We start from the raw sequence: 23858 nt of genomic DNA on the forward strand, positions 1-23858 counted from the left end.
GCATGACGTACACCCTCGTGTTGCTGCGCCACGGCGAGAGCGAATGGAATGCCCTGAACCTTTTCACTGGTTGGGTGGATGTGCACCTGACCGATAAGGGCATCGCCGAGGGGAAGCGCGCCGGGGAGCTGCTGGCCGAACACGGCATCCTGCCCGATATCGTCTACACCTCGCTGCTGCGTCGCGCGATCAGTACCGCGAATATCGCGCTGGACGCCGCCGACCGGCATTGGATCCCGGTCGTGCGCGATTGGCGCCTCAACGAGCGCCACTACGGCGATCTACAGGGCAAGAACAAGGCGCAGGTCCGCGACCAATACGGCGATGACCAGTTCATGCTGTGGCGGCGCAGCTACGACACCCCGCCGCCGCCCATCGACCCAGCCAACGAGTACAGCCAGCAGGACGATCCGCGCTACGACGGCATCGACGTCCCCAAGACCGAATGCCTGCTCGACGTGGTGAACCGGATGGTCCCGTACTGGGAGTCGACCATCTCCAAGGATCTGCTCTCGGGCAAGACCGTTCTCGTTGCGGCGCACGGTAATTCGCTGCGCGCACTGGTCAAGCACCTGGACGGGATTTCCGATGACGAGATCGCGGGCCTGAACATCCCCACCGGCATTCCGCTGCGCTACGAGCTGGACGAGAACTTGCGCCCGGTTCGCCCGCGCGAATACCTGGACCCCGAGGCCGCCGCCGCGGGTGCCGCGGCCGTCGCCAGCCAGGGCGGCAAATAAGCATTTACGTGGGCACTACAACGCGCCGTGACTGGTTTGGTCGCGGCGCGTTGCTGTTCGGGTGGTGACACGCCGTTTGCCTCGATCGGTTAGCCGGGTTTACCTGGGTTAGTGTGAATTCTGCAGGTGGGCGTTGATTTTCTGAGCCTTACCCAGGCGTTATGCGGTGTCAGTTGCTGTATGTGAACCGGTATTCGACCCGCGATTTATGTAACCCTGAGTTCGAACTTACTCGCCGGTATGTAAGATCTGGTCGTTCGACCAGTCCGAGAGGTGGATCACCCCCGATGCAGACAATGTTGCGTGCCACGGTGGCGGCAGTCGCCACGGCGGTGGTGCTCATTCCTTTCGTCACACAGAGTGCGATCGCCGCGCCGGAGCCGTCCGGTCCCGACGGTGGTGCGGCCGGTGCCGCCTGGGTTGCGGCCGAGGACGGCCCCCAGCAGTACCCGAATGTGAATATCCAGTGGGACGTCCCGCTCACCATGAGCGACGGCACCGTCCTCAAAGGCAATGTGTATCGTCCGGCGGATGCCGCGGGTCATCCGATCGACACCCCGACGCCCACAGTGGTCAACCTGACTCCGTACACCAAACTGGTCTCGAATATCGCCGACAGCGCCATGTCCATTCCCGGCCTGTCCGACGCGCTGCTCGAACTGTTCCGTCGGATCGACCTCAGCGGCACCCCGCTCTCCGGCGTCACCGATCTGACCAAAGCCTTGGGCGGCGGCGAACTGCGCAACTTCGCCGTCGACCGTCAGCTCATCAAGAGCGGCTACACCCAGGTCGTGGTCGACGTGCGTGGCACCGGCTTCTCCCAGGGCACCTGGGACATGCTGCGCCAGCGCGAACAGCAGGACTCCTACGAGGTGATCGACTGGACCGCACGCCAGCCGTGGTCCAACGGACGCATCGGCATGAACGGCCTGTCGTATTCAGGCATCAACCAGGTTCAGGTGGCCGCCATGCAACCGCCCGCGCTGAAGGCGATCTTCCCGGTGGTGCCCGGCAGTGACCTGGTCAACGACGTACTGGCACCCGGCGGCGGCTTCGGCTTCAACTTCATTCCGCTGTGGCTGACCGCCGTCAACGGCCTCAAGCTCGTCCCGGATGTCGCGTCGATCCTCAACGGACAGTTCGATATGAAGTGGCTCGCGGATCGTGCGAACGATCCGTTCACCTTCATGGACGTGCTGCTCAATGTCTACAGCGCCACCCGGATCGAGGATTTGGACTCGCGGGCCGAGGAACTGCTGACCGGTTCGTCGGCACCGCGCGCCTCGTGGCTGAGCGACCCGAGCAAGATCCGCGTGCCAACCTTCGTCACCGGTGGCTGGCACGATCTGTTCACCTACTCGGAATCCAAGATCTACAACGAGATTCCGCTGCCCGCGGGCCAGAAGCAACTGCTGATGGGCAATACCTACCACCTCAACTCCGGAAACGAATACGGCAAGCCCGGCCTGCCGCCGCGGCTGGATGTGCTGCAGCGCGCGTGGTTCGACAAGTGGCTCAAGGGAATCGACAACAGCATCGATGCGTATGGCCCGATCACCTTGCGTCAGCAGGGCGGCGGCTGGATCACCACCGACACGTTCGCCGATCCGCGGCCCGGTCCCGACGATGCCGAATATCGCCGGATGTACCTGTCCGCCAATCCGAGTGGCACCGCGAACAGCCTGCACGACGGGTCATTGCTTGCCACCGTGCGCCCAGACTCGGCGCGGCTTTCGGTCGCGCCAGGCCTGACTACCCTGTGCTCCAACGACGCAGCGCAGGGTAGTGCGGGTGTCCTGTCGATCATCGATGGCTGTGCCAAGGACTCCCGGATCGCCGAGCTCAACGCGCTGACCTTCACCAGCGACCCGGTCGCCGAGGTGACCACCATCTCCGGTCGAATCGCCGCACATCTCAATACCGTTCAGGACGCGGCCGACGGCTACTGGGTGGTCACAGTGAACGATGTCGCGCCGGGCGGACAGTCAACTGTGCTCTCCTCCGGCCAGTTGATGGCGTCGCTACGTCAGGTCGACGAGGCGAACAGCACCCGTTCCGCCAGTGGCGATTACACCGATCCGCGGCCTGACACCTCGCTGGACCTGCGCCAGCCGACCGTGCCGGGAGAGGAGACGACCCTCGATATCGCCCTGCCCGCCACCGAGGCGTTGCTGCAGCCGGGGCACCGCCTGCGCGTGGATATCTTCGCCGGCAACTTCCCCAAGGGTCTGCCGATACTGCCGATGCTGATCGATACAGGCCTGAAGCCGCAACACGTGCAACTGGATCCGAATCGGCCGAGTTTCGTGAATATCCCGGTGCGAGGGAACCCGGGCTGGTAGGCCGTATCCGGCCCGAGCGTGCACCTCTCGCGCATTCATGCTCGAATCCGCGGGGTATGGGCGGTCGTGCACGTTCGGATCGGTCCGAGCACTAGTCGGCTACGGCGAATGCCGCCTCTAACGGCGGGAAGATCGCGCGCGCGTCCGCGCCGCCGAACCATAGGCCGACGGTGAAGACCGAGGTGGCCTCGAGGAATTTGGCGCGATGCAGCCCGCCCGCCGAAATCGGTTGCAGTTCGATATCTTCCGCCAGCGTGGCGACCTGTTGTACAGCCGCCGCATCGTCGCCGCAGATCGGCACCGCAAGTCGGCGGTTCTCGAAGACACGGGCCCGCGATTCCCATACTTCGGCGGCGCATACGTTGAACGCCTTCACCACATTTGCGTCGGGAACCGTCGCCGCGATGCGCTCGGCGACCGCGTCCTCGGACAGCACGAATGCCGGAACTCCCGCAGGCGCGGCCGCGTCCGGCTGGAACGCATTGGTGCAGTCAATGACTGTTTTCCCGGCGAGCTTTCCGCCGATTTCACCCAATACTTCGTCAAGGGCGCTTACCGCCATCGCCAACAGCACAACCTGCCCGAATTCGGCCGCCGCGCCGACACTTCCGCTGCGCGCTTCGTATCCGATGGTCGCCGCCAACCCGGCCGCCGCCTGGGACCGAGCGCCGATGACGATCTCGTGCCCGGCCGCGGCCCAGCCACCGCCGAGTGCCTTCGCCATCGCGCCTGCCCCGATGATTCCGATTCGCAAATCAACTCCTAGCTTCGATGTATTCGATACCGACGCTAGGGATTCCGATAGGCACCCGAAGGTGCGCAATGACGATGGCAGGCTGGTGTCATGACGGTCGAACCTGCCGAGCCGGTGGAATTCGCGCCCTATGGCGATTACGAGGCCGACTGTCCGGCCCGCCTCGGCGTCGACCTGTTCAGTAACCGCTGGCTCGCGGTCATCGTCTACATGTTGCGCGACGGCCCGATGCGCCCCGGCGAACTGCGCACCGCCGTCGGCGGCATCAGCCAGAAGATGCTCACCCAGACGCTGCGCAGGATGGAGTCCATCACCCTCATCGAGCGGCGCCGCTATGCCGAGGCCCCACCCCGCGTCGAATACGAACTGACCGAAGCCGGACGCGATCTGCTCATTCCGATCTACTCCCTCGGCGAATGGGCCGACCGACACGGCGATTCCGTTCGTACGGCGATGTGCGAAAACGAGCGTGACAACTGATCTCGTAGGAATACGGGTAATTGTCGGGGACGTCCAGAACTCGGCAGTCATCGGACCGGCGGCCCGCAGCGTAACGGTCGACTCACCTACGATCGGGAAAAGGCTTGGGGAGGCGGGGGAGAACAACGCGTAAACAAGCGGCTAACGGTCCTGGAAGTGCCCATGACCTGCGTGAAACTTCGCGTACCCCGAGTTGGGTTGTCGGTCGGCGACCGTACGATTCAAGTGTGAGTGTTCCCCAGGCCGTCCTGCTGGCAGCCCTCGCGGCTGTCGTCGGCCTGGCAGTCGGCGGGCTACTGATCCCGTTCATGAACGCCAGGCAGGCCGCCCGCAGACAGGAAGATTCCGGTCTGACCATGTCGCAGGTGCTCGACCTGATCGTGCTCGCCTCCGAGAGCGGAATCGCGGTCGTCGACGAGTACCGCGATGTGGTGCTGGTCAATCCGCGCGCCGAAGAACTCGGCCTGGTCCGCAACCGACTACTCGACGAACGTGCCTGGGCCGCGGTGGAGAAGGTGCTCGCCACCGGTGAATCCGCCGAATTCGACCTCACCGCGAAGAACCCGATGCCCGGCCGCAGCCGGATCGCGGTGCGCGGAGTGGCCAGGCAGCTATCGCGCGAAGAGACCAGTTTCACCGTGCTGTTCGCCGACGACGATTCCGAGCAGGCCCGCATGGAGGCCACCCGCCGGGACTTCGTCGCCAATGTCAGCCACGAACTCAAGACCCCCGTCGGCGCGATGAGCCTGCTGGCCGAGGCCATGCTGGAATCGGCCGACGACCCTGACGCGGTCCGGCACTTCGGTCAGCGCGTACTCGGTGAATCCCGGCGCCTTGGCAAGATGGTGACCGAGTTGATCGCGCTCTCGCGACTTCAGGGCGCGGAAAAGCTACCTGAGCTCGAAGTAGTCGACGTCGACACCGTGGTCATGCAGGCGGTCGATCGTTCCCGCACCGCCGCCGAGGCCGCGGGCATCACCGTCAGCACCGATCACCCGAGCGGACTCGAGGTACTCGGCGACGAAACCCTGCTCGTCACCGCGCTGTCCAACCTGGTGGAGAACGCCATCGCGTACTCACCGACCGGCTCTCACGTTTCGGTGAGCCGCTCGCTGCGCGGCGATCACGTCGCGATGGCCGTGACCGATCGCGGCATCGGCATCGCCAAGGAAGATCAGGAGCGGGTGTTCGAACGCTTCTTCCGGTCCGATAAGGCGCGCTCGCGCGCCACTGGTGGCACCGGGCTCGGCCTGGCTATCGTCAAGCACGTGGCGGCCAACCACAACGGTGAGATCACCCTGTGGAGCAAGCTCGGCACCGGATCGACGTTCACCCTGCGAATACCTGCCCACCATGAGTCCGACGGCGAAGAAGAGGTCGACGGGACCGAGGTGAGCATGAGAGAAATACACCCGCGCCCCACGGGGCCGGGCAGACCGAATGGTGTGGAGGCACGCAGATGACGACTGTTCTGATCGTCGAAGATGAGGAGTCGCTGGCCGATCCGCTCGCGTTCCTGCTGCGCAAGGAGGGCTTCGATGTCACCGTCGTCGGTGACGGACCATCGGCGCTCGCCGAATTCGACCGCTCCGGCGCCGATATCGTGCTGCTCGACCTCATGCTGCCCGGCATGAGCGGCACCGATGTGTGCAAACAACTGCGCACCCGCAGCGGTGTCCCGGTGATCATGGTCACCGCGCGTGACAGCGAGATCGATAAGGTGGTCGGCCTGGAACTCGGCGCCGACGACTACGTCACCAAGCCGTACTCCGCGCGCGAGCTGATCGCCCGCATCCGGGCCGTGCTGCGCCGCGGCGCAGGCGATGAACTGGACGGCGGCAATGAGAGCGGTGTGCTCGAGGCCGGACCGGTCCGGATGGATGTCGACCGCCACACCGTGCACGTCAACGGCAGGCAGGTCACCCTGCCGTTGAAGGAATTCGATCTGCTCGAATATCTGCTGCGCAATTCCGGTCGCGTGCTGACCCGCGGCCAGCTGATCGACCGTGTCTGGGGCGCCGATTACGTCGGCGATACCAAGACTCTCGATGTGCACGTCAAGCGGTTGCGCTCGAAGATCGAGGGCGATCCGGCCAAGCCGGAGCACCTGGTTACCGTCCGCGGCCTCGGCTACAAGCTCGAAGCTTGATCCGGAGCCGAAGAACCCATGTTCTCACGAAACGTAGCAACTGATTTCGTAAGAACATGGGTAACTCGTCGGGCACACCCGAAATGGATGGTCAGCTGAACCGCAAGTCCGCGACGCAACTTTGCCTGCACTTACCGATCGGCAAAAGGCTCGGGGAGGCGGGGGAGCATCAGGGCAGGTAGACCCAGGTGGGGCCGAGACCGGGGACGTCGTTCTTGCGCAGGGTGATCCAGCCGAGATCGTCTTCCTGCATGCAGTCGTAGACATCGGCCGCGCTGGTGCCGCGGCAGGCGATGGTGCGGGAGATGCCGTACGGGCTCATGATCAGGTTCTTGCCATTGGCCTGGGCATTGATCGCCTCGGGGGCGTTGGCGGGCAGGAAGTCGGCGGTGAAATCGGCGTACTTGGCCGGGTCACCGTTGGGTTCGGCGTGCGCGGCGCCGGTCAGCGCGGCGGTGGCGCCGAGCGCGATAGCGGTCAGGGTCAGGGCTTTCTTCACCATGACCGCATCCAACCCCATTCGAGTAAAGCCCGCATAGCGAGGAGGTGAATCACCCGCAATGCAAACCTCACGCCGACTAGTCGGCAATGGGTTGGTCGGATTTCATCCGGTCGGCATGGACGGTCGCCGGATGGATCGCGATCAGGCCGAGTCCCTCGCGCCGCTTGCAGTGTCTGGCCAGCTCTTCGTAGGCGGGTGCGCCGAGCAGCTCCTTCAGTTCGGGGGCATAGGACTGCCACACCGGCCGGGCGCCGACATGGGCGTCGGGTGAGCCGGAGCAGTACCAATCGAGATCCTCGCCACCGGGACCCCAGCCGCGGCGGTCGTATTCGGTAATGGTGGTCTTCAGGATCTGCACGCCGTCGGGACGATCCACCCAGTCCTGGGTGCGCCGGATCGGCAGCTGCCAGCACACATCGGGCTTCACCTCGAGCGGCTCGATGCCTTTGCGCAGCGCCATGGTGTGCAGCGCGCAGCCGACGCCGCCCGCGAAGCCGGGGCGGTTCAGGAAAATGCACGCACCGTCGAAGCGGCGGGTGCGCAGGGCGGGCTCGTCCTCCAGCTCGTCGAGCTCCAGATAGCCCTTCTTGGTGATCTTGCCGTCGGCGTCGGTGGCCTCGTCCATCAGCTGCCAGTCGCTCGGTGTGAGCATTTTCACAGCTTTGGTCAGGCGCTTGCGATCGTCAGTGTCGGAGAGGAACGCGCCGTGCGAGCAGCAGCCGTCATCAGGGCGATCGCTCAGAATTCCCTGACAGGCCGGAGTTCCGAAGACACACGTCCAGCGCGACAGCAGCCAGGTCAAATCCGCGACGATCACATGCCCGTCGTTTGCTGGATCCACGAATTCGATCCATTCACGGGGAAAGTCGAGATCGACCTCCGGCGCCGGATCGATCTTCCCCGCTGGTCGGAGCCTCTTGGAGCCACTCACGACTCCGCCTCGCTGGCGCTCGACTCCGTCGTGCGCGGTGCGCGCCGTAACATGGTTTGCTCGCTTCGCTCCCTCACTTTTGCGCCTACCGTCACACTTCAGGACGCTAACAGTTCAGTCGCCTGGGCTAAAGGGCCGGTTCACCCAGTACCGTATTCATGTGCGGCTTGGGGTACTCGATGTTGGAAGCAATACTGTCCACCTGCTTGTGGTGGACGCCCATCGTGGTGGTCACCCGATGCCGATGAGCTCCACGAAGGCCACCCTCCGGCTGTCGGAGAATATGGATTCCGACGGTCGCATCACCGTCCAGGGGGCCGAGCGGTTGATCGCTACGGTCGCGGAATTCGCCAGCATCGCCGAGACTTCCAGGTGCGTCGAACTGATGCCGTTCGCGACATCCGCGCTGCGTGACGCCGCGAATTCCGATGAGGTGCTCGCCAGGGTTCGCGCCGAAGCGGGCGTCGAACTGCAGGTGCTCTCCGGTGTCGACGAGGCCCGGCTGACCTTCCTCGCGGTGCGTCGGTGGTACGGCTGGAGCCCGGGCCGGATCCTCGATCTCGATATCGGCGGCGGCTCGCTGGAAATGACCAACGGCGGCGATGAGGAGCCCGATGTCGCGCTCTCGTTGCAACTCGGTGCGGGACGGTTGACCAGGGAGTGGCTGCGCGAGGATCCGCCGGGTAAGCGCCGCGTCGCGGTGCTGCGCGATTGGCTCGACGCGGAACTCGTCGCACCGGCGAAACAGCTGCTCGATGCCGGGAGACCAGATCTCGCGGTGGGGACATCGAAAACCTTTCGGTCGCTGGCCCGGTTGACCGGATCGGCACCTTCTTCGGCCGGGCTGCGGGTGCGCCGTACACTCACCAGCTCAGGTCTGCGCCAACTGATTGCCTTCATCTCGAGAATGACGGCGGCGGACCGTGCAGAATTGGAAGGCGTAAGTTCCGATCGGTCACAGCAATTGGTGGCTGGCGCATTGGTCGCGGAGGCGAGTATGCGGGCACTATCGCTGGATACCCTCGAGATTTGTCCGTGGGCACTGCGCGAGGGGCTCATCTTGCGCAAACTGGATACCGATATCAACGGCGGAGCGAGCGCTGCGGCAGTGCCGGGTGCTGTTGTGGAAACGAGCGGTAAGCCGGTGCCCGGCGGCGGTCTATCGGGCCCGATCGAAACGGTGTCGTCATGAGTGAGGATTCCAAGCAGCTATCGGTTGCCGAGCTGCTGGCACGCAACGGTCAGCAGGGCGCGGCATCGCCCGGCGGCGGCGGACGGCGGCGGCGCAGTGGCCGCGGCATCTCGGTGGCCGAGCTGACCGGTGATCTGCCCGCCATTCCGGCCGGCGGCGGCGGTGGCCATTCGGCGCACGCCGCACCCGAGGACGGGGAACCGGCCTACGAAGCACCCTCGTACGAATCCACCGGATTCGACGCGTCGGGTTACCAACCCTCTGGTTTCCAGTCCGGCGGGTACGCGTCCGGTTTCGAAACGCCCGCCCCGGAACCGACTTCGTACGCCGCGGCGGATCCGGCACCGTACGCCGCACCCGAATTACCCACGATGTCGGGCCCGATCACCCGCTACGACCCGCTCTCGGGCTACGGCGCGCCGGAGGCCGATCCGCTGCCCGCGCCGGGATGGTCGAGCCGGGTCATGCCGGGGCGGGAAATGCCGGATGCGTCGCGATATGCCGCACCCGCGGATCCGCTGTCCGCGCCTGTATCGGATCTGTACGCCCCGGCGTCCGATCCGTTCGCGGGTGATCCACTGGCCGATGCCGCCCCGGCGGTCGACGCCGGACGCCCCGGCCGCCGCCGTCGGCGTGCCGAACCCGACGATGAGACCACCGACGTACAGCCGATGCCTGAACTCGGCAACAGCATCGGCCGCCGCGGCGCGGACGCCCCGCCCGACCCACAGCAGAACGGCGCGAGGCTCGGCGGTCGGGCCGCCCGGCGACGGGCGGCCGAGGCGGCAGAGGTGGCCGAAGCCGGACCCGCGACTGTGGGATGGTCGCCGTCCACCAATGGCTTCGCCCCGGAATCCGCGCCGCTGCCGATGTCCCCGCCGCCGGATGGTCCGTCGCGATCGGGGCTCGACCGCGACGCGCATCCCGATCCGCCGGATCAGCGAAGATCCGCACGACGGGACCGTCCGGCCGACGGCGCTCTGCCTGCCTGGTCGGTGCGAAGACATGTACCGCCCAAGAACAACGCGCCCGAATCCGAGGGCATCCCCACCGCCGCGTGGTCGCTGGCCAGTCAGGATCAACAGCTCGTTTCCGGCCAGACCGTGGCCGGCGACCTGCTGCGCGACGAAGTCGAACGCGCCGAGGCCGAGCGGGCGAACGAACGCGCCGCCGAACGCAACGGGCGGGGACGACGCGGCCGGTCCAAGCGCGACACCGGTCCCGCCGAGCCGGATGAGGTGTACGACGGTCTCACCGATGCATACCAACCGTTCCCGACCGATGATGCCTTCGATGACGACGAGGATTTCGACGACGACGATGTCGATTCGGACCATTCGTTCGTGTCCCGCCTGTCTCCGAGACGCGCTCGCTCGCGGATCGCGCGCAGGTCGGAGTACGACGCCAATCGCCGGCAATGGATGATTCTCGGCGGTCAGAGCACCGGCGCCGCGGTCGCCGGAATGTTGCTCTTCAAGGGTTTCGAGCGCATGTGGGAAATGCTGCCCTGGGTGGCGCTGTGCCTGGCGATGATCGTGATCCTGGGGCTGGTGGCGCTGGTGCGAATACTGCGGCGCACCGATGACATCACCAGCACGGTGATAGCCGTCGTCGTCGGCATCTTCGTCACGCTCGGACCGCTAGCCTTTCTACTCAGTACAAACTGAGCAGGGAGCGGCTGTGGGGAACATCGGGCAGGCGGACGACACCAGAACGGCGAGCGCGACCGGGGAACGCTCTCCCGATCCCGAGGTGCACACCGAATCCGGTTCGCCCGTCGAAGCGGCCGGTGGATCCCACGGCCAGCAGATCCGTGTCGGCCTCTCGACGGCCTCGGTATATCCGCAGAACACCGAGGCGGCCTTTCGATACGCGGCCGAAATCGGTTACGACGGTATCGAATTGATGGTCTGGGCCGAACCGGCCAGCCAGAGCATCGCTGCGGTGCAGGCATATTCCCGCAAATACGGGGTGCCGGTCCTGGCGATCCACGCACCGTGCCTGCTGATCTCGCAGCGGGTATGGGGTTCGGATCCGGTGGCCAAACTCGAGCGCAGCGTGCGCACCGCCGAGGCGCTCGGTGCGGGCACCGTGGTGGTGCATCCGCCGTTCCGCTGGCAGCGCAGGTATGCGCAGGGCTTCGCCGATCAGGTTGCCGAGTTGGAGGAGCACGGTCACGTCATCGTCGCGGTGGAGAATATGTTCCCCATGCGCGCGGACACCCTCTTCGGTCGCAAGACCGGGGCGGTGAAGCGGATGGAGCGCCGCGGCGGCCCCGGCCCCGGCGTGACCGCATTCAGTCCGTCCTACGATCCGACCGATACCGGATTTCGGCATTACACCCTCGATCTCTCGCATACCGCGACCGCCGGTGCCGATCCGCTTGCCCTGGCCGCGCGGATGGGCACCGGCCTCGCGCACCTCCATCTCGCCGACGGCCGCGGCGCGGCGCACGACGAGCATCTGGTGCCGGGCGAGGGCACTCAGCCCTGTGTCGAGCTGTGTGCGGCGCTGCTGCGCTCCGGTTTCGCCGGCCACGTGATCGCTGAGATCAATACCCAGAACGCGCGCACCACCCAGGACCGCGCGGGCATGCTGAACCGCACGCTGGACTTCGCCAGAACACACCTCAACGCACCCGCTCCGGCACGGACGCACGCCAACCAGGTGTGACCGCTGCACCGATCTGCCGGCGGAGGGGAGTTCCGACCCGCGAATCCTTCGTTCTACGCTGTACGAATGCTGTGTCCCGCCGACGCGGCCGACCGACGACAGGAGTGACGATGCCGGAGCTGACCGCCGACCTCGAGCAAGCCATCCCGACGGCCGCACCCTTCAGCCGGGTGTGCACACTGACCGAACTGCTGTCGGCCAATCCGGATACCGGCCGCTACCTGGGCATCATCGACAAAATCTGGACCATCGGGCCGAAGGTGCACGGCGGCACTATGGTCGCGGCCAGCGCCGCCGCGGCCACCCGCTGGCTGCGCGCCTCCGATCCGGCCCTGGTTGCCATGGCCCCCATCGCGGCGAGTTCGGACTTCCTCGGCGCACCCGAACCGGGCGAGGTCGAGTACGAGGTGCGCATCCACAAGGTCGGCCGCCAGATCTGCCTGGTCGATGTGAACCTGATCCAGAGCGGGCGCATGCTGGCGCGCACCGCGTTCACCTTCGGTCATCTCGACGATGCCGATCCGATCTACGCGCCGCAGCACGGTGATATGGCGGTCGAACCACCCGCCGACGCGGTCGGATACCGGGATTCGTCGATGGGCGAGGTCGTCCATGTGGCGCAGGGCGCCGAACTGTTCATCGACCGGGACTGGGCCCGATTCCTCGACGGCGCGAAAGGTGAACCGCGCCTGCGTCTTTGGATGCGGCCATTCGAGGGCGACCAGCGGGATCCGGATATCGCCATGTACTTCGCGATCATGTCCGCCGATATGAGCCCGCCGGTCCCGATGAATCTCGGCCACTTCGGTTGGGCCCCGACCGTGCAGATCACGACCTATCTGCGCCGCCAGCCGGCCCCCGGCTGGCTGCGGATCATCGCGACCAGCCACGAGGTCGGTGAGCGCATGTTCGATGAGGACCAGCTCGTTCTCGACTCGACCGGTGCGGTGGTCGCACAGAGCCGTCAGCTCGCGCTGGTGCCGCAACGGCGATAGGGCTGGTCTTGCCCTGCGCCGAGCCGATACTGCCGCGCGACTAGCCTTAGGCCCATGACGAGAGTTGCGGTGATCGGTGGCGGTCGCATCGGGGAGGCGTTGATCGCCGGATTGCTCGATTCCGGACGGGCGGTGAAGGATCTGGTCATCGTCGAGGCCCATGCCGATCGGGCCGAACTCATCGGCGACCGTTTGGGCGTGCGGGTCACCGATTCGATCGCGGACGCGATCATCGGTGCGGATGTCCTGGTCATCGCCGTCAAGCCCGGTGATGTCGATACCGTCATGACCCAGCTCGGCAAGGCCGAACTCGACGTCGATCGCGATCAGATCCTGGTGTCGCTGGCTGCGGGTGTGCCGACGGCACGCCTGGAGAACAAGCTGCCAGCCGGCTTCCCGGTGGTGCGGGTGATGCCGAATACCCCGATGTTGGTCGGCCAGGGCATGAGTGTGCTCGCACCGGGCCGCTACGCGCGGTCGGAACAGCTGGCCCAGGTGACCGAGCTGCTCGCCGCGGTCGGCAAGGTGGCGACCGTGACCGAGGCGCAGATGGATGCGGTGACCGCGGTCTCGGGTTCTGGACCCGCGTACTTCTTCCTGGTGGTCGAGGCCATGATCGATGCCGGTGTCGGGCTCGGCCTGAGCCGCGACGTCGCCACTCAACTCGTGGTGCAGACCATGATCGGCTCGGCCGCCCTGCTCGAGAGCTCCGGACAGACCGCCGTCGAGCTGCGTGCCGCCGTGACCTCACCGGCGGGCACGACCGCCGCCGCGGTGCGCGAATTGGAGCGCGGCGGGGTGCGCTCGGCCTTCCTCGAGGCTCTGCACGCGGCGCAGCAACGATCTGCCGAACAGGGTGCCAACGACGGCGTGGGCGCCAGCGCTACCTGAGGCGTCTCAGGTGTGCGTTGACCGAACGCCGCGCGTCGATGGGATTACCGGTCGGTTCCCTGCGTGTGAACCTGATTTCTCACACCCGTCGCAGTAATCTCACTGGTCCCGCTAAGCTTCAAGGAGCACGTGCGTGTCTGTTCCGCCGGTGGGGAAGCCGGCGGCGCGGACGTGCCGGAGGTCAGTGGTGCGATGATGTCTAACAAGATGTCTGCGAATAGTTCAGGAACGTCGCCAGGGAGTTCCGGACCATCGGGTGGCCGGGCTGGTTCCCGGACCCAAGGCGGTTCGGCGGCTCCGTCGCAATCGGTGCTCGGCGGAGGTACCCAGTTCCTCACCGTCGCCGAGGTTGCGAATCTCATGCGGGTGTCCAAGATGACGGTCTATCGGCTGGTCCACTCGGGTGAGTTGCCCGCCGTACGGGTCGGTCGCTCGTTCCGGGTGCATGCCAAGGCGGTGCACGACTACTTGGAGACGTCCTACTTCGACGCTGGGTGAGGCGATTTCATCAGCTTATCGGTGTCCCGGTAGGATGAACCCTCGGTTCGTGTGCGCCTGCCGGCGGCACCGCTTTGTGGTGTCCGGTGCCAGCTAGCGGCGCGGACGCTGAAATAGGCGTACGTGATTGGCGTGCGCGCCGAGTAGAGAGAACGCGAGGACAACCCTATGGGTTCTGTGATCAAGAAGCGCCGCAAGCGCATGTCGAAGAAGAAGCACCGCAAGCTGCTTCGCCGTACGCGTGTTCAGCGGCGCAAACTCGGCAAGTAAGTCCCGCCGTAGCAACAGCTCGCAGGTCGCTCGAAACGATCAGCGCGTTAGCTGGAGGGCCCGTCACCGATTGGTGGCGGGCTTTTCTTTTTGAAACAGCGAATTTTGAAAGCTGCTCGTGTTTCGGGTGACTGAAGTCATCGTTAGAAGCTGGTTAATACTGGCTGCGCCTTGGAGTCGACCGGTTACTCTGGTACCGCAGCAAATGGAATTGGGGGGCTGTCACAGTTGGGATCCGGTGCGGTGGGTTCTGAGATGCGGTACGGACATACACCCAAGGTGGTGATGGTGACCGGTGCCAGCCGATTTTTCGGTGGCAACGTGATCGCGCGTTTGGCCCAGGATCAGAACATCGAACGCATCCTGGCCGTCGACACCATGACCCCGAGTCGTGAGCTGCAACGGCGCATGGGCCGCGCTGAATTCGTTCGCGCCGATATTCGAAATCCCTTGATTCGCAAGGTGATCGGCGGCAATGAGGTCGACACGGTGGTACACGCCGCGATGGTCACGCATCCGCCGGTCGGTGGCGGCCGTGCGGTGATGAAGGACCTCAATGTCCTCGGCGCCATGCAACTGTTCGCGGTCTGTCAAAAATCGCCGTCGGTGCGGCGTGTTGTGGTGCGCTCGACCTCCGCGGTCTACGGATGTAGCGCGAAGGATCCCGCGAAATTCACCGAAGAAATGAGTGCGCGTATCCCACCGAGCGGTTGGTTTGCCCGCGACATGATCGAAATCGAAGGATTCGTCCGCGGGCTGGCGCGGCGGCGTCCCGATATCGCCGCGTCGATTTTGCGTTTGGCGCCCATTGTCGGCCCGCAATTGGCCGGGCGCGGTGTGCAGTATCTGCGTTCACCGGTCGCGCCGACGGTACTGGGGCGCGATGCCAGACTGCAGTTGCTGCACGAGGAGGACGCCATTGCCGCGATGGCGCACGCGGCCCGGCAAGCACCCGGTGGCACCTACAATATCGCCGGGGACGGCGCAATATTGTTGTCACAGGCGGTCCGGCGTGCGGGCCGGATCGAGCTGCCGATCCCGTGGCTGGTCTTCCGCACCGCGGGCCGGGCGCTCATGGGCCCGATCATGCGTGATTTCACTAGTGAGCAGATCGACTATTTCCATTTCGGCTGTGGCCTCGACACCACCAGGATGCGCACCGAACTCGGGTTCGTCCCGCGCTGGACGACGGTGCAGGCATTCGATGACTTCATCGGGGGCGCAGCGTCGCGGCCCGTCATCGATCCAGCGTGGATCGATGCCGCAGAACATAGACTGCTCGGCCTGTTGGGGCCGGTACGGGAGCACACATATGAATGATGTGGCGAAAGTCATCCAACTCCACGATCTGAATATCGAAACGCGCCACCGCACCACGCCGCGGCGCTGGCCGGAGCCGGTCACCGGCGAGGTCACGCCGAGCCAGGTGGTGACGTCGTTGACCGAACGTCTCGCGGCGGCCGAGCCGCCGACACCGCGTTCGGTGTCGGATGCGCTGCGCGGCGCCATCGGCAAGCAGATCCGCACCACCGCGGATTTCGCGCGCCGTCGGCTCACCGGCGACTATCAGGTCGACGAATTCGGCTTCGATGAACATCTGCTCGAATCGTTGATCCTGCCCGCGCTGCGGCCGCTCTCGGATTATTGGTTTCGCGTGCAGGTCAATGGAATCGAGAATATTCCTGAGTCCGGCGGTGCGCTGATCGTCGCCAATCATGCTGGCACCATTCCGCTCGACGGGCTGATGTTGCAGCTGGCGATCCACGACCGGCATCCAAAGGAACGCGCGCTACGCCTGCTGGCCGCCGATCTCGTCTTCGAGATGCCGGTACTCGGCGGTCTCGCCCGCAAGGCCGGACACACGCTGGCCTGCCATCCGGATGCCGAAAGGCTTTTGCGCGCAGGCGAATTGACCGGTGTGTTCCCGGAGGGCTTCAAGGGCGTCGGTAAGCAGTTCACCGATCGCTACAAACTGCAGCGCTTCGGTCGCGGCGGATTCGTCGCGGCCGCGGTGCGCACGGGCACGCCGATCATCCCGTGCTCGATCGTCGGCTCGGAGGAGATCTATCCGAAGCTGGCCGATATCAAGCCGCTTGCCCGGCTGCTCAATCTGCCGTACTTCCCGGTGACGCCGCTGTTCCCGCATCTGGGTCCGCTCGGGGCGTTGCCGCTGCCGTCGAAGTGGTACATCGAATTCGGCGCGCCCATCGCGACCACCGGCTACGCAGCCGAGGACGCGGACGATCCGATGACCATGTTCGAGGTCACCGACCAGGTCCGCGAAACCATTCAGCAGACCCTCTACAAACTGCTCACCAAGCGCCGCAATCCGTTCACGGGCTAATTCTCGCGGCGTCGGGTGATCGCCGCGGCGACCGCGCCACCGGCGGCGCCGAGTGCCAGCGCCGTCGGTACGCCGATCTTGGCGGCCTTGCGTCCGGTGCGGAAATCACGGATCTCCCAGCCGCGATTCTTCGCCACCTCGCGTAGGTCCGAATCCGGATTGATCGCCACCGCGGTGCCGACCAGCGACAGCATCGGCACATCGTTGTGGCTGTCGGAATAGGCAGTACAACGCTTGAGGTTCAAGCCTTCACGGATCGCCAGCGTGCGCACGGCATGCGCCTTGCCGAGTCCGTGCAGGATGTCGCCGACCAGTCGCCCGGTGAACTTTCCGTCGACGCTCTCGGCGACCGTGCCGAGCGCGCCGGTCAGTCCGAGCCGCTTCGCGATGACCTGTGCCAGCTCGACCGGGGTCGCGGTGACCAGCCACACCTGCTGCCCCGCGTCCAGGTGCATCTGCGCCAAAGCCCGTGTGCCAGGCCAGATCTTGTCGGCGATGATCTCGTCGTAGATCTCCTCGCCGAGGGCGGCCAGTTCGGCGGTCGGGCGGCCGGCGATGAACGCCAGCGCCTTCTCCCGGCCCGCGGCCATATCGGTGCTGTTCTCCTTGCCGGTGACCCGGAATTTCACCTGTTTCCAGGCGACATCCACCAGATCGGAGGTTTTGAAGTATTTGCGCGCGGCCAAGCCGCGGGCGAAATGTACGATCGACGCACCCTGCACCATGGTGTTGTCGACATCGAAGAACGCGGCGGCGGTCAGATCCCGCGGCACCTCGGGCCCGGCGGCCTCGACATCGGCTTCGGCGAGTTCGGATTCATGCAGTGACAACGCCGCCTCGGCGCTGGCCTCACCGGCCAGATTGGCCCGCAGCTCTTCCTCGCTCGGGCCGAAGGGGCTGCGAGAGATGCGCGCGAGCTGGTCCTGCAGACCCTGGCCGAGCCGACCCTGATTCCACCGCACCGGAAACTCACCGAATCGTCCCGCGATGAAACCAGCCCTTGCCACCTTCGATCGTTCCGGCACCAGTACCTCCGCCCGTCGCGCGAACCACAACCACATTAGCTGGCCGCGGTGACAGTCGAGGCACTACCGCGCGCTCCGATCGGGGCGTTGGCGAGGGGATTTAATATCGGCCATGACCAATCCCACACATTCGGTGACGCTGCTGACGAGATCAGGCTGCGGGCTGTGTGTCACCGCGCTGGAGCAACTTCGGGCGATCTGCGCCGATTTCGATATCGAGCCGTCGACCGTCGATGTCGACGAAGCCGCCGGAACCGACCCTGGCCTGCGCGCAGAGTACGGCGACCGGCTTCCCGTCGTGCTGTTGGACGGCCGTGAGCACAGCTATTTCGATGTCGACGAGCCCCGATTGCGGGCCGACTTGACTCGCTGAAAGATTGCTGATCCGGCCCGATTCCGCCGCGCTGCTGGTCGCGGCGGAAAATGAGGCGAAATTCACCGACTTTGTGAAGGGCTGCACAAGCGGTTACGGTGGTGGCACGCGACCCGCATGCCGAGGCTGCGGAGCCACCGCGTAGCGAACCCAGCATTCCGAATACTTCGACCATGGCACCGGACCGCCCCGAGGTCGAACATGAACCGGACCTCGCCGGAGGCCGGAACGAGGAGCCGACGACGTGACAGAGCAGCATGAGACGCCGAGCGGCGTCTCCGGCAGGGCTCTGCAAAAGGACATCCCGCAGGCCACGGTGGCGCGGCTGGCCACCTATCTCCGAGTGCTCGCCATGTTGGCCGACGACGGTGTTGCCATCGTATCGAGTGAGGAACTGGCTGTCGCGGCGGGTGTCAATTCGGCCAAGTTGCGCAAGGACCTTTCCTTCCTCGGCCCCAACGGTGTGCGGGGTGTCGGCTATGACGTCGCCAAGTTGCGCACCAGGATCGAGGATGTGCTCGGGCTGTCGCAGGGACATCGGGTGGTACTGGTCGGCGCCGGGAATCTGGGCCGGGCCCTGGTGGGCTACGGCGGGTTCCGGCGGCGCGGCTTCACCGTGGTCGGCATGTTCGACAGCCATCCCGAGGTGATCGGCAGGTCGGTCGCCGGTCTGGTGGTGCGCGATGTCGCCGACCTGGTCCTGGCCGTCGAGGCGTTGAAGCCGACCATCGCGGTGCTCACCGTGCCAGACGACGCGGCACAGGACGTTTGCGATCTGCTGGTCGCCTCCGGGTTGCAGTCGATTCTGAGCTTTGCCCCGTGTGAGCTGACCGCACCGGAGACGGTGGAGGTGCGCCGGGTCGATCTGGCGGTCGAGTTGCAGATGCTGTCGTTCGAGACCGCACGCAATGCGCCGTCGCTGCCCGAGGTCGCGCACGCCGTCTCGTCCAGCCGCATCACCCACCGCGCGCCCGCGCACACTGCTGCCGGACATCCGGCACTCAAGCACTCGACGACCTCGCATTCGGCAACGGAGCCATCCAGCAAGGGATCGGTGGTTACACCATGAGCATTCTTTTAGTCGGGATTTCGCATCGCAGCGCGCCCGTCTCGATTCTGGAGAAGGTCGCGATCACCGACGCGGACCGGCCGAAACTGATCGATCGAATGCTCACCTCCAGCCATGTGTCCGAGGCGATGATCGTCTCCACCTGCAACCGCGTCGAGGTCTACGCCGTTGTGGACGCCTTCCACGGCGGTCTCGCCGAGGTCGGTGAACTGCTGACCAAACATTCCGGGCTGCCGCTGCCGGATCTGACCAAGCATGCCTACGTGCGCTACAGCGAGGCCGCCGCCGAACATCTGTTCGCGGTAGCCAGCGGCCTGGATTCGATGGTGGTCGGCGAGCAGCAGGTGCTCAGCCAGATCCGCGCCGCCTATACCTCCGCCGATGCCCACCAGGCGGTCGGGCGGACCCTGCACGAACTCGCGCAGCACGCGCTGCGTGTCGGCAAGCGGGTGCATGCGGAGACCGGTATCGATCGGGCCGGTGCGTCGGTGGTCTCGGTGGCACTGGATCGGTCGCAGCAGGTGCTCGGCCCGCTCGCCGGACAGACCGCCGTTGTGCTCGGGGCCGGTGCGATGGGCGGACTCGCGGTGGCGCATCTGTCGCGGGCGGGCATCGGCCGCATCATCGTGGTGAATCGCACGCCGGCCCGCGCCAAGCGGCTGGCCGCGACCGCGCGCCGTCGCGGTGTCGAGGCCGAGTCGATGGAATTGTCACGACTGACCGAGGCGATGGCGGTCGCGGATGTCGTCATCACCTGTACCGGCGCGGTCGGCGCGGTGGTGACGCTGGCCGATACCCATCGCGCACTCGCCGACCGTGAGCGTGCCAGCGCGGTGGAACGGCCGTTGGTGTTCTGCGATCTCGGGCTGCCGCGCGATGTCGAACACGCCGTCGCCGGACTGCCTGGTGTCGCCGTCATCGATATCGAGACCCTGCAGCACGATCCGGCGGCCGGTGCGGCCGCCGACGATACCGCGGCCGCTCGTTCGATCGTCGCCGACGAACTCGCGAAATACCTTGCGGGCCAGCGCATGGCGGAGGTCACCCCGACCGTCGCCGCTCTGCGGCAGCGTGCGGCCGATGTGGTCGAGGCCGAATTGCTGCGCCTGGATTCCCGGCTGCCCGGACTGGCCGATCCAGAGCGTGACGAGGTGGCGCGCACAGTGCGTCGCGTGGTGGACAAGTTGCTGCACGCGCCGACGGTGCGGGTCAAGCAACTGGCCTCCACCCCGGGTGGCGATACCTACGCCGAGGCGCTGCGCGAACTGTTCGAGCTCAAACCCGGTGCGGCGCAAGCGGTCGCGACTCCGATGGAGATCAGTCCGATCGGCGACGAGCACACCGCGATTCGTTTGGTCGGTGATAGCGAGATCGCACTGGCCGACGACTTCACCGCCGGACACCGCGGCGACGAACAGGGGCAGACGGCATGACAGTTGTGCAGGAAGAGGAAAACGTGACCGCAGGCAGCATTCGGGTGCCGTGGCGGATCGGCACCAGGGGCAGTTTGCTCGCGCTCACCCAGGCGGGCACCGTCCGTGACACTCTGATCGCGGCCGGACACGATGCGGAGTTGGTGGTCGTCAAGACCGCGGGCGATCTGTCCTCGAAACCGGTGCAGCAGCTCGGTGTCGGCGTCTTCACCTCGGCACTGCGCGACGAACTGGCCGCCGGGAATATCGATATCGCGGTGCATTCGTATAAAGACCTGCCGACCGCACAGGATCCACGCTTCACCATCGCCGCCATCCCGCCCCGCGAGGATCCGCGGGACGCACTGGTGGCGCGTGACGGACTGGTGCTCGGTGAGCTGCCCGCTGGTGCCAAGGTCGGCACCTCGGCGCCGCGCCGCTCGGCCCAATTGCGCGCGCTCGGGCTCGGTCTGGAGATCGTCCCGCTGCGCGGCAATCTCGACTCCCGGCTGCGCAAGGTCAGCGCGGGGGAGTTGGACGCGATCGTGGTGGCCAGGGCCGGACTGGCCAGAATCGGTCGGCTCGACGCGATCACCGAGGCGTTGGAGCCGGTGCAGATGTTGCCCGCGCCCGCGCAGGGCGCGTTGGCGGTCGAATGCCGCAGCGATGACTCCGAAATGATCAAGATGCTGACCGAATTCGACGACGCCGCGACCCGCGCGTCCGTCCTTGCCGAACGGTCGCTGCTGGCCGAACTGGAGGCCGGTTGCACCGCGCCGATCGGCGCGATCGCCGAGGTCGTCGAATCGCTCGACGATGAGGGCAGAATTGTCGACGAACTCTCGCTGCGCGGTTGTGCGGCGGCCGTCGACGGTTCCGATGTACTGCGAGCATCCGTGGTCGGCGCGCCCGAGCGCGCAGCGGAGCTCGGCCGCGAGTTAGCCCGGGAACTGCTCGATCTGGGCGCCCGTGAACTGCTCAGCACATCGGAATCAGCGGTTAACCCGCCCGCCACTGACTTTTCCAATTCCAGCCCAATGGAGAACAACCAATGAGCGAGCGCAGCGAGCGAATCAACAGCACAGCGCCTCTGGCGATGGCCGTGCCGAGCGCTAGCGAGGTGCGGGCATGAGCCGAGCATCCAAGAAGCATCCAGGTCGGATCCTGTTTGTCGGGTCCGGGCCCGGCGACGCGGCACTGCTGACAGTGCGCGCGCGCGAGGTGCTGGAGCGGGCGACATTGGCATTCACCGATCCCGATGTCGACAAGGGCGTACTCGCCCTGATCGGTATCGCGGTCGAGCCGGGCGAGGATGGTGAACATCCGGTGGACGTGCGCCCCGCGCTCGGCGATCCCACCGAGGTGGCCAAGACGCTGATTGCCGAGGCCCGCGCCGGGCACGATGTGGTCCGGGTGGTCGCGGGTGATCCGCTGACCACCGATTCGGTGATCGCCGAGGTCAATGCGGTGACGCGCTCGCATATGGTCTTCGAGGTGCTGCCGGGGCTGCCCAACGGTTCCGCGGTGCCGAGTTTCGCTGGTATCGCGCTCGGCTCCGGACACACCGAGGCCGATGTGCGCGGTGAGGTCGACTGGGCCGCACTGGCCGCCGCACCTGGCCCGCTGGTGCTGTCGGCGACCTCGGGTCATCTCGCCGAGACCGCGAGTGCGCTGGTCGAGCATGGGATGGCGCCGCAGACGCCGGTCGCGGTGACGGTGCGTGGCACCACCCGACAGCAGCGCACCATCGAGGCCACCCTGGCCACGCTCAACAGCGCCGCCTCCGAATTGGTCGGCCCGCTGGTGGTGACCATCGGCAAGGTGGTCGCGCAGCGGTCGAAGATGTCGTGGTGGGAATCGCGGGCGCTGTACGGCTGGACCGTGCTGGTGCCGCGCACCAAGGAGCAGGCATCCGAGATGAGCGAGCGGCTGGTCACCCACGGCGCCATTCCGATGGAGGTGCCGACCATCGCGGTCGAGCCGCCGCGCAGTCCGGCGCAGATGGAGCGCGCGGTCAAGGGCCTGGTCGACGGCCGCTACCAGTGGGTGGTGTTCACCTCCACCAACGCGGTGCGCGCGGTCTGGGAGAAGTTCGCCGAATTCGGTCTGGACGCACGGGCCTTCTCCGGTGTGAAGATCGCCTGTGTCGGCGAGGCCACTGCGGATAAGGTGCGCTCGTTCGGCATCAACCCGGAGCTGGTGCCGAGCGGTGAACAGTCTTCCGAGGGGCTGCTCGCCGACTTCCCGCCCTACGACGATGTTTTCGACCCGGTAAACCGAGTCCTGTTGCCGCGCGCGGACATTGCCACCGAAACCCTGGCCGAGGGTCTGCGCGACCGCGGCTGGGAAATCGACGACGTGACGGCCTACCGCACGGTGCGCGCCTCGCCGCCGCCGGCTGAGACCCGCGAGATGATCAAGACTGGCGGTTTCGACGCGGTCCTGTTCACCTCGTCCTCGACGGTCCGCAATCTGGTCGGTATCGCAGGTAAGCCGCACGCGCGCACCATCGTTGCGTGCATCGGCCCGAAGACCGCCGAGACGGCCATCGAATTCGGCCTGCGCGTGGATGTGCAGCCGGAGGTCGCCCAGGTCGGTCCGCTGGTCGAGGCGTTGGCCGAGCATGCGGCTCGCCTGCGCGCCGAGGGGCTGCTGCCCCCGCCGCGCAAGAAGAGCCGCCGCAGCCGCTAGATATACCCGGTTGGGCGGCGAGGGCAGGCTGTTTCGAGCGACCTGCAAGCAGTCGCTAGCGTCGGCCCTCGCCGCACAACCGGAGCCGCCGCAACCGTCGAGCTCCGTTGATCAGCGGCTGTAGCGCATCAGGGTCCGCACCAAGCGACAGGTGGTGTCGGACGGCGGTCGGATATCGATGAGTTCAGCTGTGCGCCGGATCCTTTCGTTAGTGGCCTGACTCGGTAGGTGAATCCCGGAGTCCAGCAGGGCGATGGTCAGACGCATCGCCTTGAGTCGCCGATTGTGTGAGATGTACCACTTGCGCGGCCGCCCGGCGGGCAGCGGCCGCTTCTGCAGCGGAACATAGGGCCGATCGATAACCTTCGACTCAGGTGCGGTTTTGGGCACGGTGGCGTCCTCCCATCGCAATCGGGAACCTGGCGCGATTCCCTCGAACACGCCTTCGATTTTACTCCTACCCACCGACAAAAACGCCCGCTCACAAGGGCTTTCGGCGCTGTCTGATTTGCCGCGGCTCTGTTATC

General features: G+C 66.0%; 24 protein-coding genes. 19 read left to right on the top strand and 5 right to left on the bottom strand.

Annotation, left to right across the window (positions count from 1 at the left end; translation table 11 throughout):
• The first annotated feature begins 2 nt into the window (after positions 1-2).
• Positions 3-740, top strand: coding sequence for a phosphoglyceromutase (locus AB0L63_RS15115; protein WP_364500037.1), 738 nt, complete (start codon positions 3-5; stop codon positions 738-740).
• A gap of 287 nt (positions 741-1027) precedes the next feature.
• A complete protein-coding gene (locus tag AB0L63_RS15120; RefSeq protein WP_364500040.1) occupies positions 1028-3082 on the top strand; it encodes a CocE/NonD family hydrolase in 2055 nt (684 codons plus the stop codon).
• Positions 3083-3173: 91 nt separating this feature from the next.
• Here the strand turns inward: AB0L63_RS15120 and AB0L63_RS15125 are convergent, their stop codons facing one another.
• On the bottom strand, positions 3174-3836 hold the full coding sequence (locus AB0L63_RS15125) for an NAD(P)-binding domain-containing protein (protein WP_364500043.1): 663 nt from the start codon (positions 3834-3836) through the stop codon (positions 3174-3176).
• 90 nt (positions 3837-3926) lie between these two features.
• Between AB0L63_RS15125 and AB0L63_RS15130 the strand changes: the two genes are divergently transcribed.
• The 3 genes from AB0L63_RS15130 to AB0L63_RS15140 all read left to right on the top strand — a co-directional run bounded on the left by AB0L63_RS15130 (position 3927) and on the right by AB0L63_RS15140 (position 6465).
• On the top strand, positions 3927-4316 hold the full coding sequence (locus tag AB0L63_RS15130) for a helix-turn-helix domain-containing protein (protein WP_364500046.1): 390 nt from the start codon (positions 3927-3929) through the stop codon (positions 4314-4316).
• Positions 4317-4543: 227 nt separating this feature from the next.
• Entirely contained in the window at positions 4544-5779 is a 1236-nt protein-coding gene (locus AB0L63_RS15135; protein ID WP_364500049.1) for an ATP-binding protein, read from the top strand.
• Positions 5776-6465 (top strand): response regulator transcription factor, encoded by a 690-nt coding sequence (locus AB0L63_RS15140; RefSeq protein WP_364500053.1) that lies wholly within the window; start codon positions 5776-5778, stop codon positions 6463-6465. The genes AB0L63_RS15135 and AB0L63_RS15140 overlap by 4 nt, the downstream gene beginning before the upstream one ends.
• A 169-nt stretch (positions 6466-6634) precedes the next feature.
• Here AB0L63_RS15140 and AB0L63_RS15145 read toward each other — a convergent pair whose 3' ends face one another.
• Together AB0L63_RS15145 and AB0L63_RS15150 are read right to left on the bottom strand one after the other, a co-directional pair.
• Entirely contained in the window at positions 6635-6967 is a 333-nt protein-coding gene (locus tag AB0L63_RS15145) for a hypothetical protein (protein ID WP_364500056.1), read from the bottom strand.
• A gap of 76 nt (positions 6968-7043) precedes the next feature.
• Positions 7044-7898, bottom strand: coding sequence for a hypothetical protein (locus tag AB0L63_RS15150; RefSeq protein WP_364500059.1), 855 nt, complete (start codon positions 7896-7898; stop codon positions 7044-7046).
• A gap of 160 nt (positions 7899-8058) precedes the next feature.
• Here AB0L63_RS15150 and AB0L63_RS15155 point away from each other — a divergent pair, with 160 nt between their 5' ends.
• From AB0L63_RS15155 to AB0L63_RS15195, 9 genes are all read left to right on the top strand, one after another.
• Positions 8059-9090, top strand: coding sequence for a Ppx/GppA phosphatase family protein (locus AB0L63_RS15155; protein ID WP_364500062.1), 1032 nt, complete (start codon positions 8059-8061; stop codon positions 9088-9090).
• A complete protein-coding gene (locus tag AB0L63_RS15160; RefSeq protein ID WP_364500065.1) occupies positions 9087-10757 on the top strand; it encodes a hypothetical protein in 1671 nt (556 codons plus the stop codon). Before AB0L63_RS15155 ends, AB0L63_RS15160 begins: the two co-directional genes overlap by 4 nt.
• 142 nt (positions 10758-10899) lie before the next feature.
• Positions 10900-11763, top strand: a complete 864-nt coding sequence (locus AB0L63_RS15165) for a sugar phosphate isomerase/epimerase (protein ID WP_364500265.1) — start codon at positions 10900-10902, stop codon at positions 11761-11763.
• Between the two features lie 110 nt (positions 11764-11873).
• Positions 11874-12758, top strand: coding sequence for a thioesterase family protein (locus AB0L63_RS15170; RefSeq protein WP_364500067.1), 885 nt, complete (start codon positions 11874-11876; stop codon positions 12756-12758).
• Positions 12759-12812: 54 nt separating this feature from the next.
• Positions 12813-13649: a pyrroline-5-carboxylate reductase gene (gene proC / locus AB0L63_RS15175; protein ID WP_364500070.1), complete on the top strand. Its 837-nt coding sequence runs from the start codon at positions 12813-12815 to the stop codon at positions 13647-13649.
• Between the two features lie 309 nt (positions 13650-13958).
• Positions 13959-14147, top strand: a complete 189-nt coding sequence (locus tag AB0L63_RS15180) for a helix-turn-helix domain-containing protein (protein ID WP_040696222.1) — start codon at positions 13959-13961, stop codon at positions 14145-14147.
• 168 nt (positions 14148-14315) lie between these two features.
• Positions 14316-14417 (top strand): AURKAIP1/COX24 domain-containing protein, encoded by a 102-nt coding sequence (locus AB0L63_RS15185; protein WP_003402602.1) that lies wholly within the window; start codon positions 14316-14318, stop codon positions 14415-14417.
• A gap of 255 nt (positions 14418-14672) precedes the next feature.
• Positions 14673-15737 (top strand): NAD-dependent epimerase/dehydratase family protein, encoded by a 1065-nt coding sequence (locus tag AB0L63_RS15190; RefSeq protein ID WP_364500268.1) that lies wholly within the window; start codon positions 14673-14675, stop codon positions 15735-15737.
• Positions 15730-16761, top strand: coding sequence for a lysophospholipid acyltransferase family protein (locus tag AB0L63_RS15195; protein ID WP_364500073.1), 1032 nt, complete (start codon positions 15730-15732; stop codon positions 16759-16761). Before AB0L63_RS15190 ends, AB0L63_RS15195 begins: the two co-directional genes overlap by 8 nt.
• Here AB0L63_RS15195 and AB0L63_RS15200 read toward each other — a convergent pair.
• Complete coding sequence (locus tag AB0L63_RS15200) at positions 16758-17768, bottom strand: HAD-IB family hydrolase (RefSeq protein ID WP_364500076.1); 1011 nt, start codon at positions 17766-17768, stop codon at positions 16758-16760. The two genes, AB0L63_RS15195 and AB0L63_RS15200, sit on opposite strands and share 4 nt — an antisense overlap.
• A 130-nt stretch (positions 17769-17898) precedes the next feature.
• Here AB0L63_RS15200 and AB0L63_RS15205 point away from each other — a divergent pair, with 130 nt between their 5' ends.
• The 5 genes from AB0L63_RS15205 to AB0L63_RS15225 all read left to right on the top strand — a co-directional run bounded on the left by AB0L63_RS15205 (position 17899) and on the right by AB0L63_RS15225 (position 23331).
• Positions 17899-18159 (top strand): glutaredoxin family protein, encoded by a 261-nt coding sequence (locus AB0L63_RS15205; protein ID WP_364500078.1) that lies wholly within the window; start codon positions 17899-17901, stop codon positions 18157-18159.
• A 244-nt stretch (positions 18160-18403) separates the two neighbouring features.
• A complete protein-coding gene (locus AB0L63_RS15210; RefSeq protein WP_364500081.1) occupies positions 18404-19228 on the top strand; it encodes a redox-sensing transcriptional repressor Rex in 825 nt (274 codons plus the stop codon).
• Positions 19225-20661, top strand: coding sequence for a glutamyl-tRNA reductase (locus tag AB0L63_RS15215; RefSeq protein ID WP_364500084.1), 1437 nt, complete (start codon positions 19225-19227; stop codon positions 20659-20661). Before AB0L63_RS15210 ends, AB0L63_RS15215 begins: the two co-directional genes overlap by 4 nt.
• On the top strand, positions 20658-21695 hold the full coding sequence (hemC, locus tag AB0L63_RS15220) for a hydroxymethylbilane synthase (protein ID WP_364500087.1): 1038 nt from the start codon (positions 20658-20660) through the stop codon (positions 21693-21695). The genes AB0L63_RS15215 and hemC overlap by 4 nt, the downstream gene beginning before the upstream one ends.
• A gap of 73 nt (positions 21696-21768) precedes the next feature.
• Positions 21769-23331, top strand: a complete 1563-nt coding sequence (locus tag AB0L63_RS15225; protein WP_364500091.1) for a bifunctional uroporphyrinogen-III C-methyltransferase/uroporphyrinogen-III synthase — start codon at positions 21769-21771, stop codon at positions 23329-23331.
• A gap of 111 nt (positions 23332-23442) precedes the next feature.
• Here the strand turns inward: AB0L63_RS15225 and AB0L63_RS15230 are convergent, their stop codons facing one another.
• Positions 23443-23772: a hypothetical protein gene (locus tag AB0L63_RS15230; protein ID WP_364500094.1), complete on the bottom strand. Its 330-nt coding sequence runs from the start codon at positions 23770-23772 to the stop codon at positions 23443-23445.
• Positions 23773-23858 lie beyond the last annotated feature (86 nt).

Origin of the sequence: Nocardia sp. NPDC051990 (genome assembly GCF_040680755.1) — a bacterium.
Taxonomy (GTDB): domain Bacteria; phylum Actinomycetota; class Actinomycetes; order Mycobacteriales; family Mycobacteriaceae; genus Nocardia.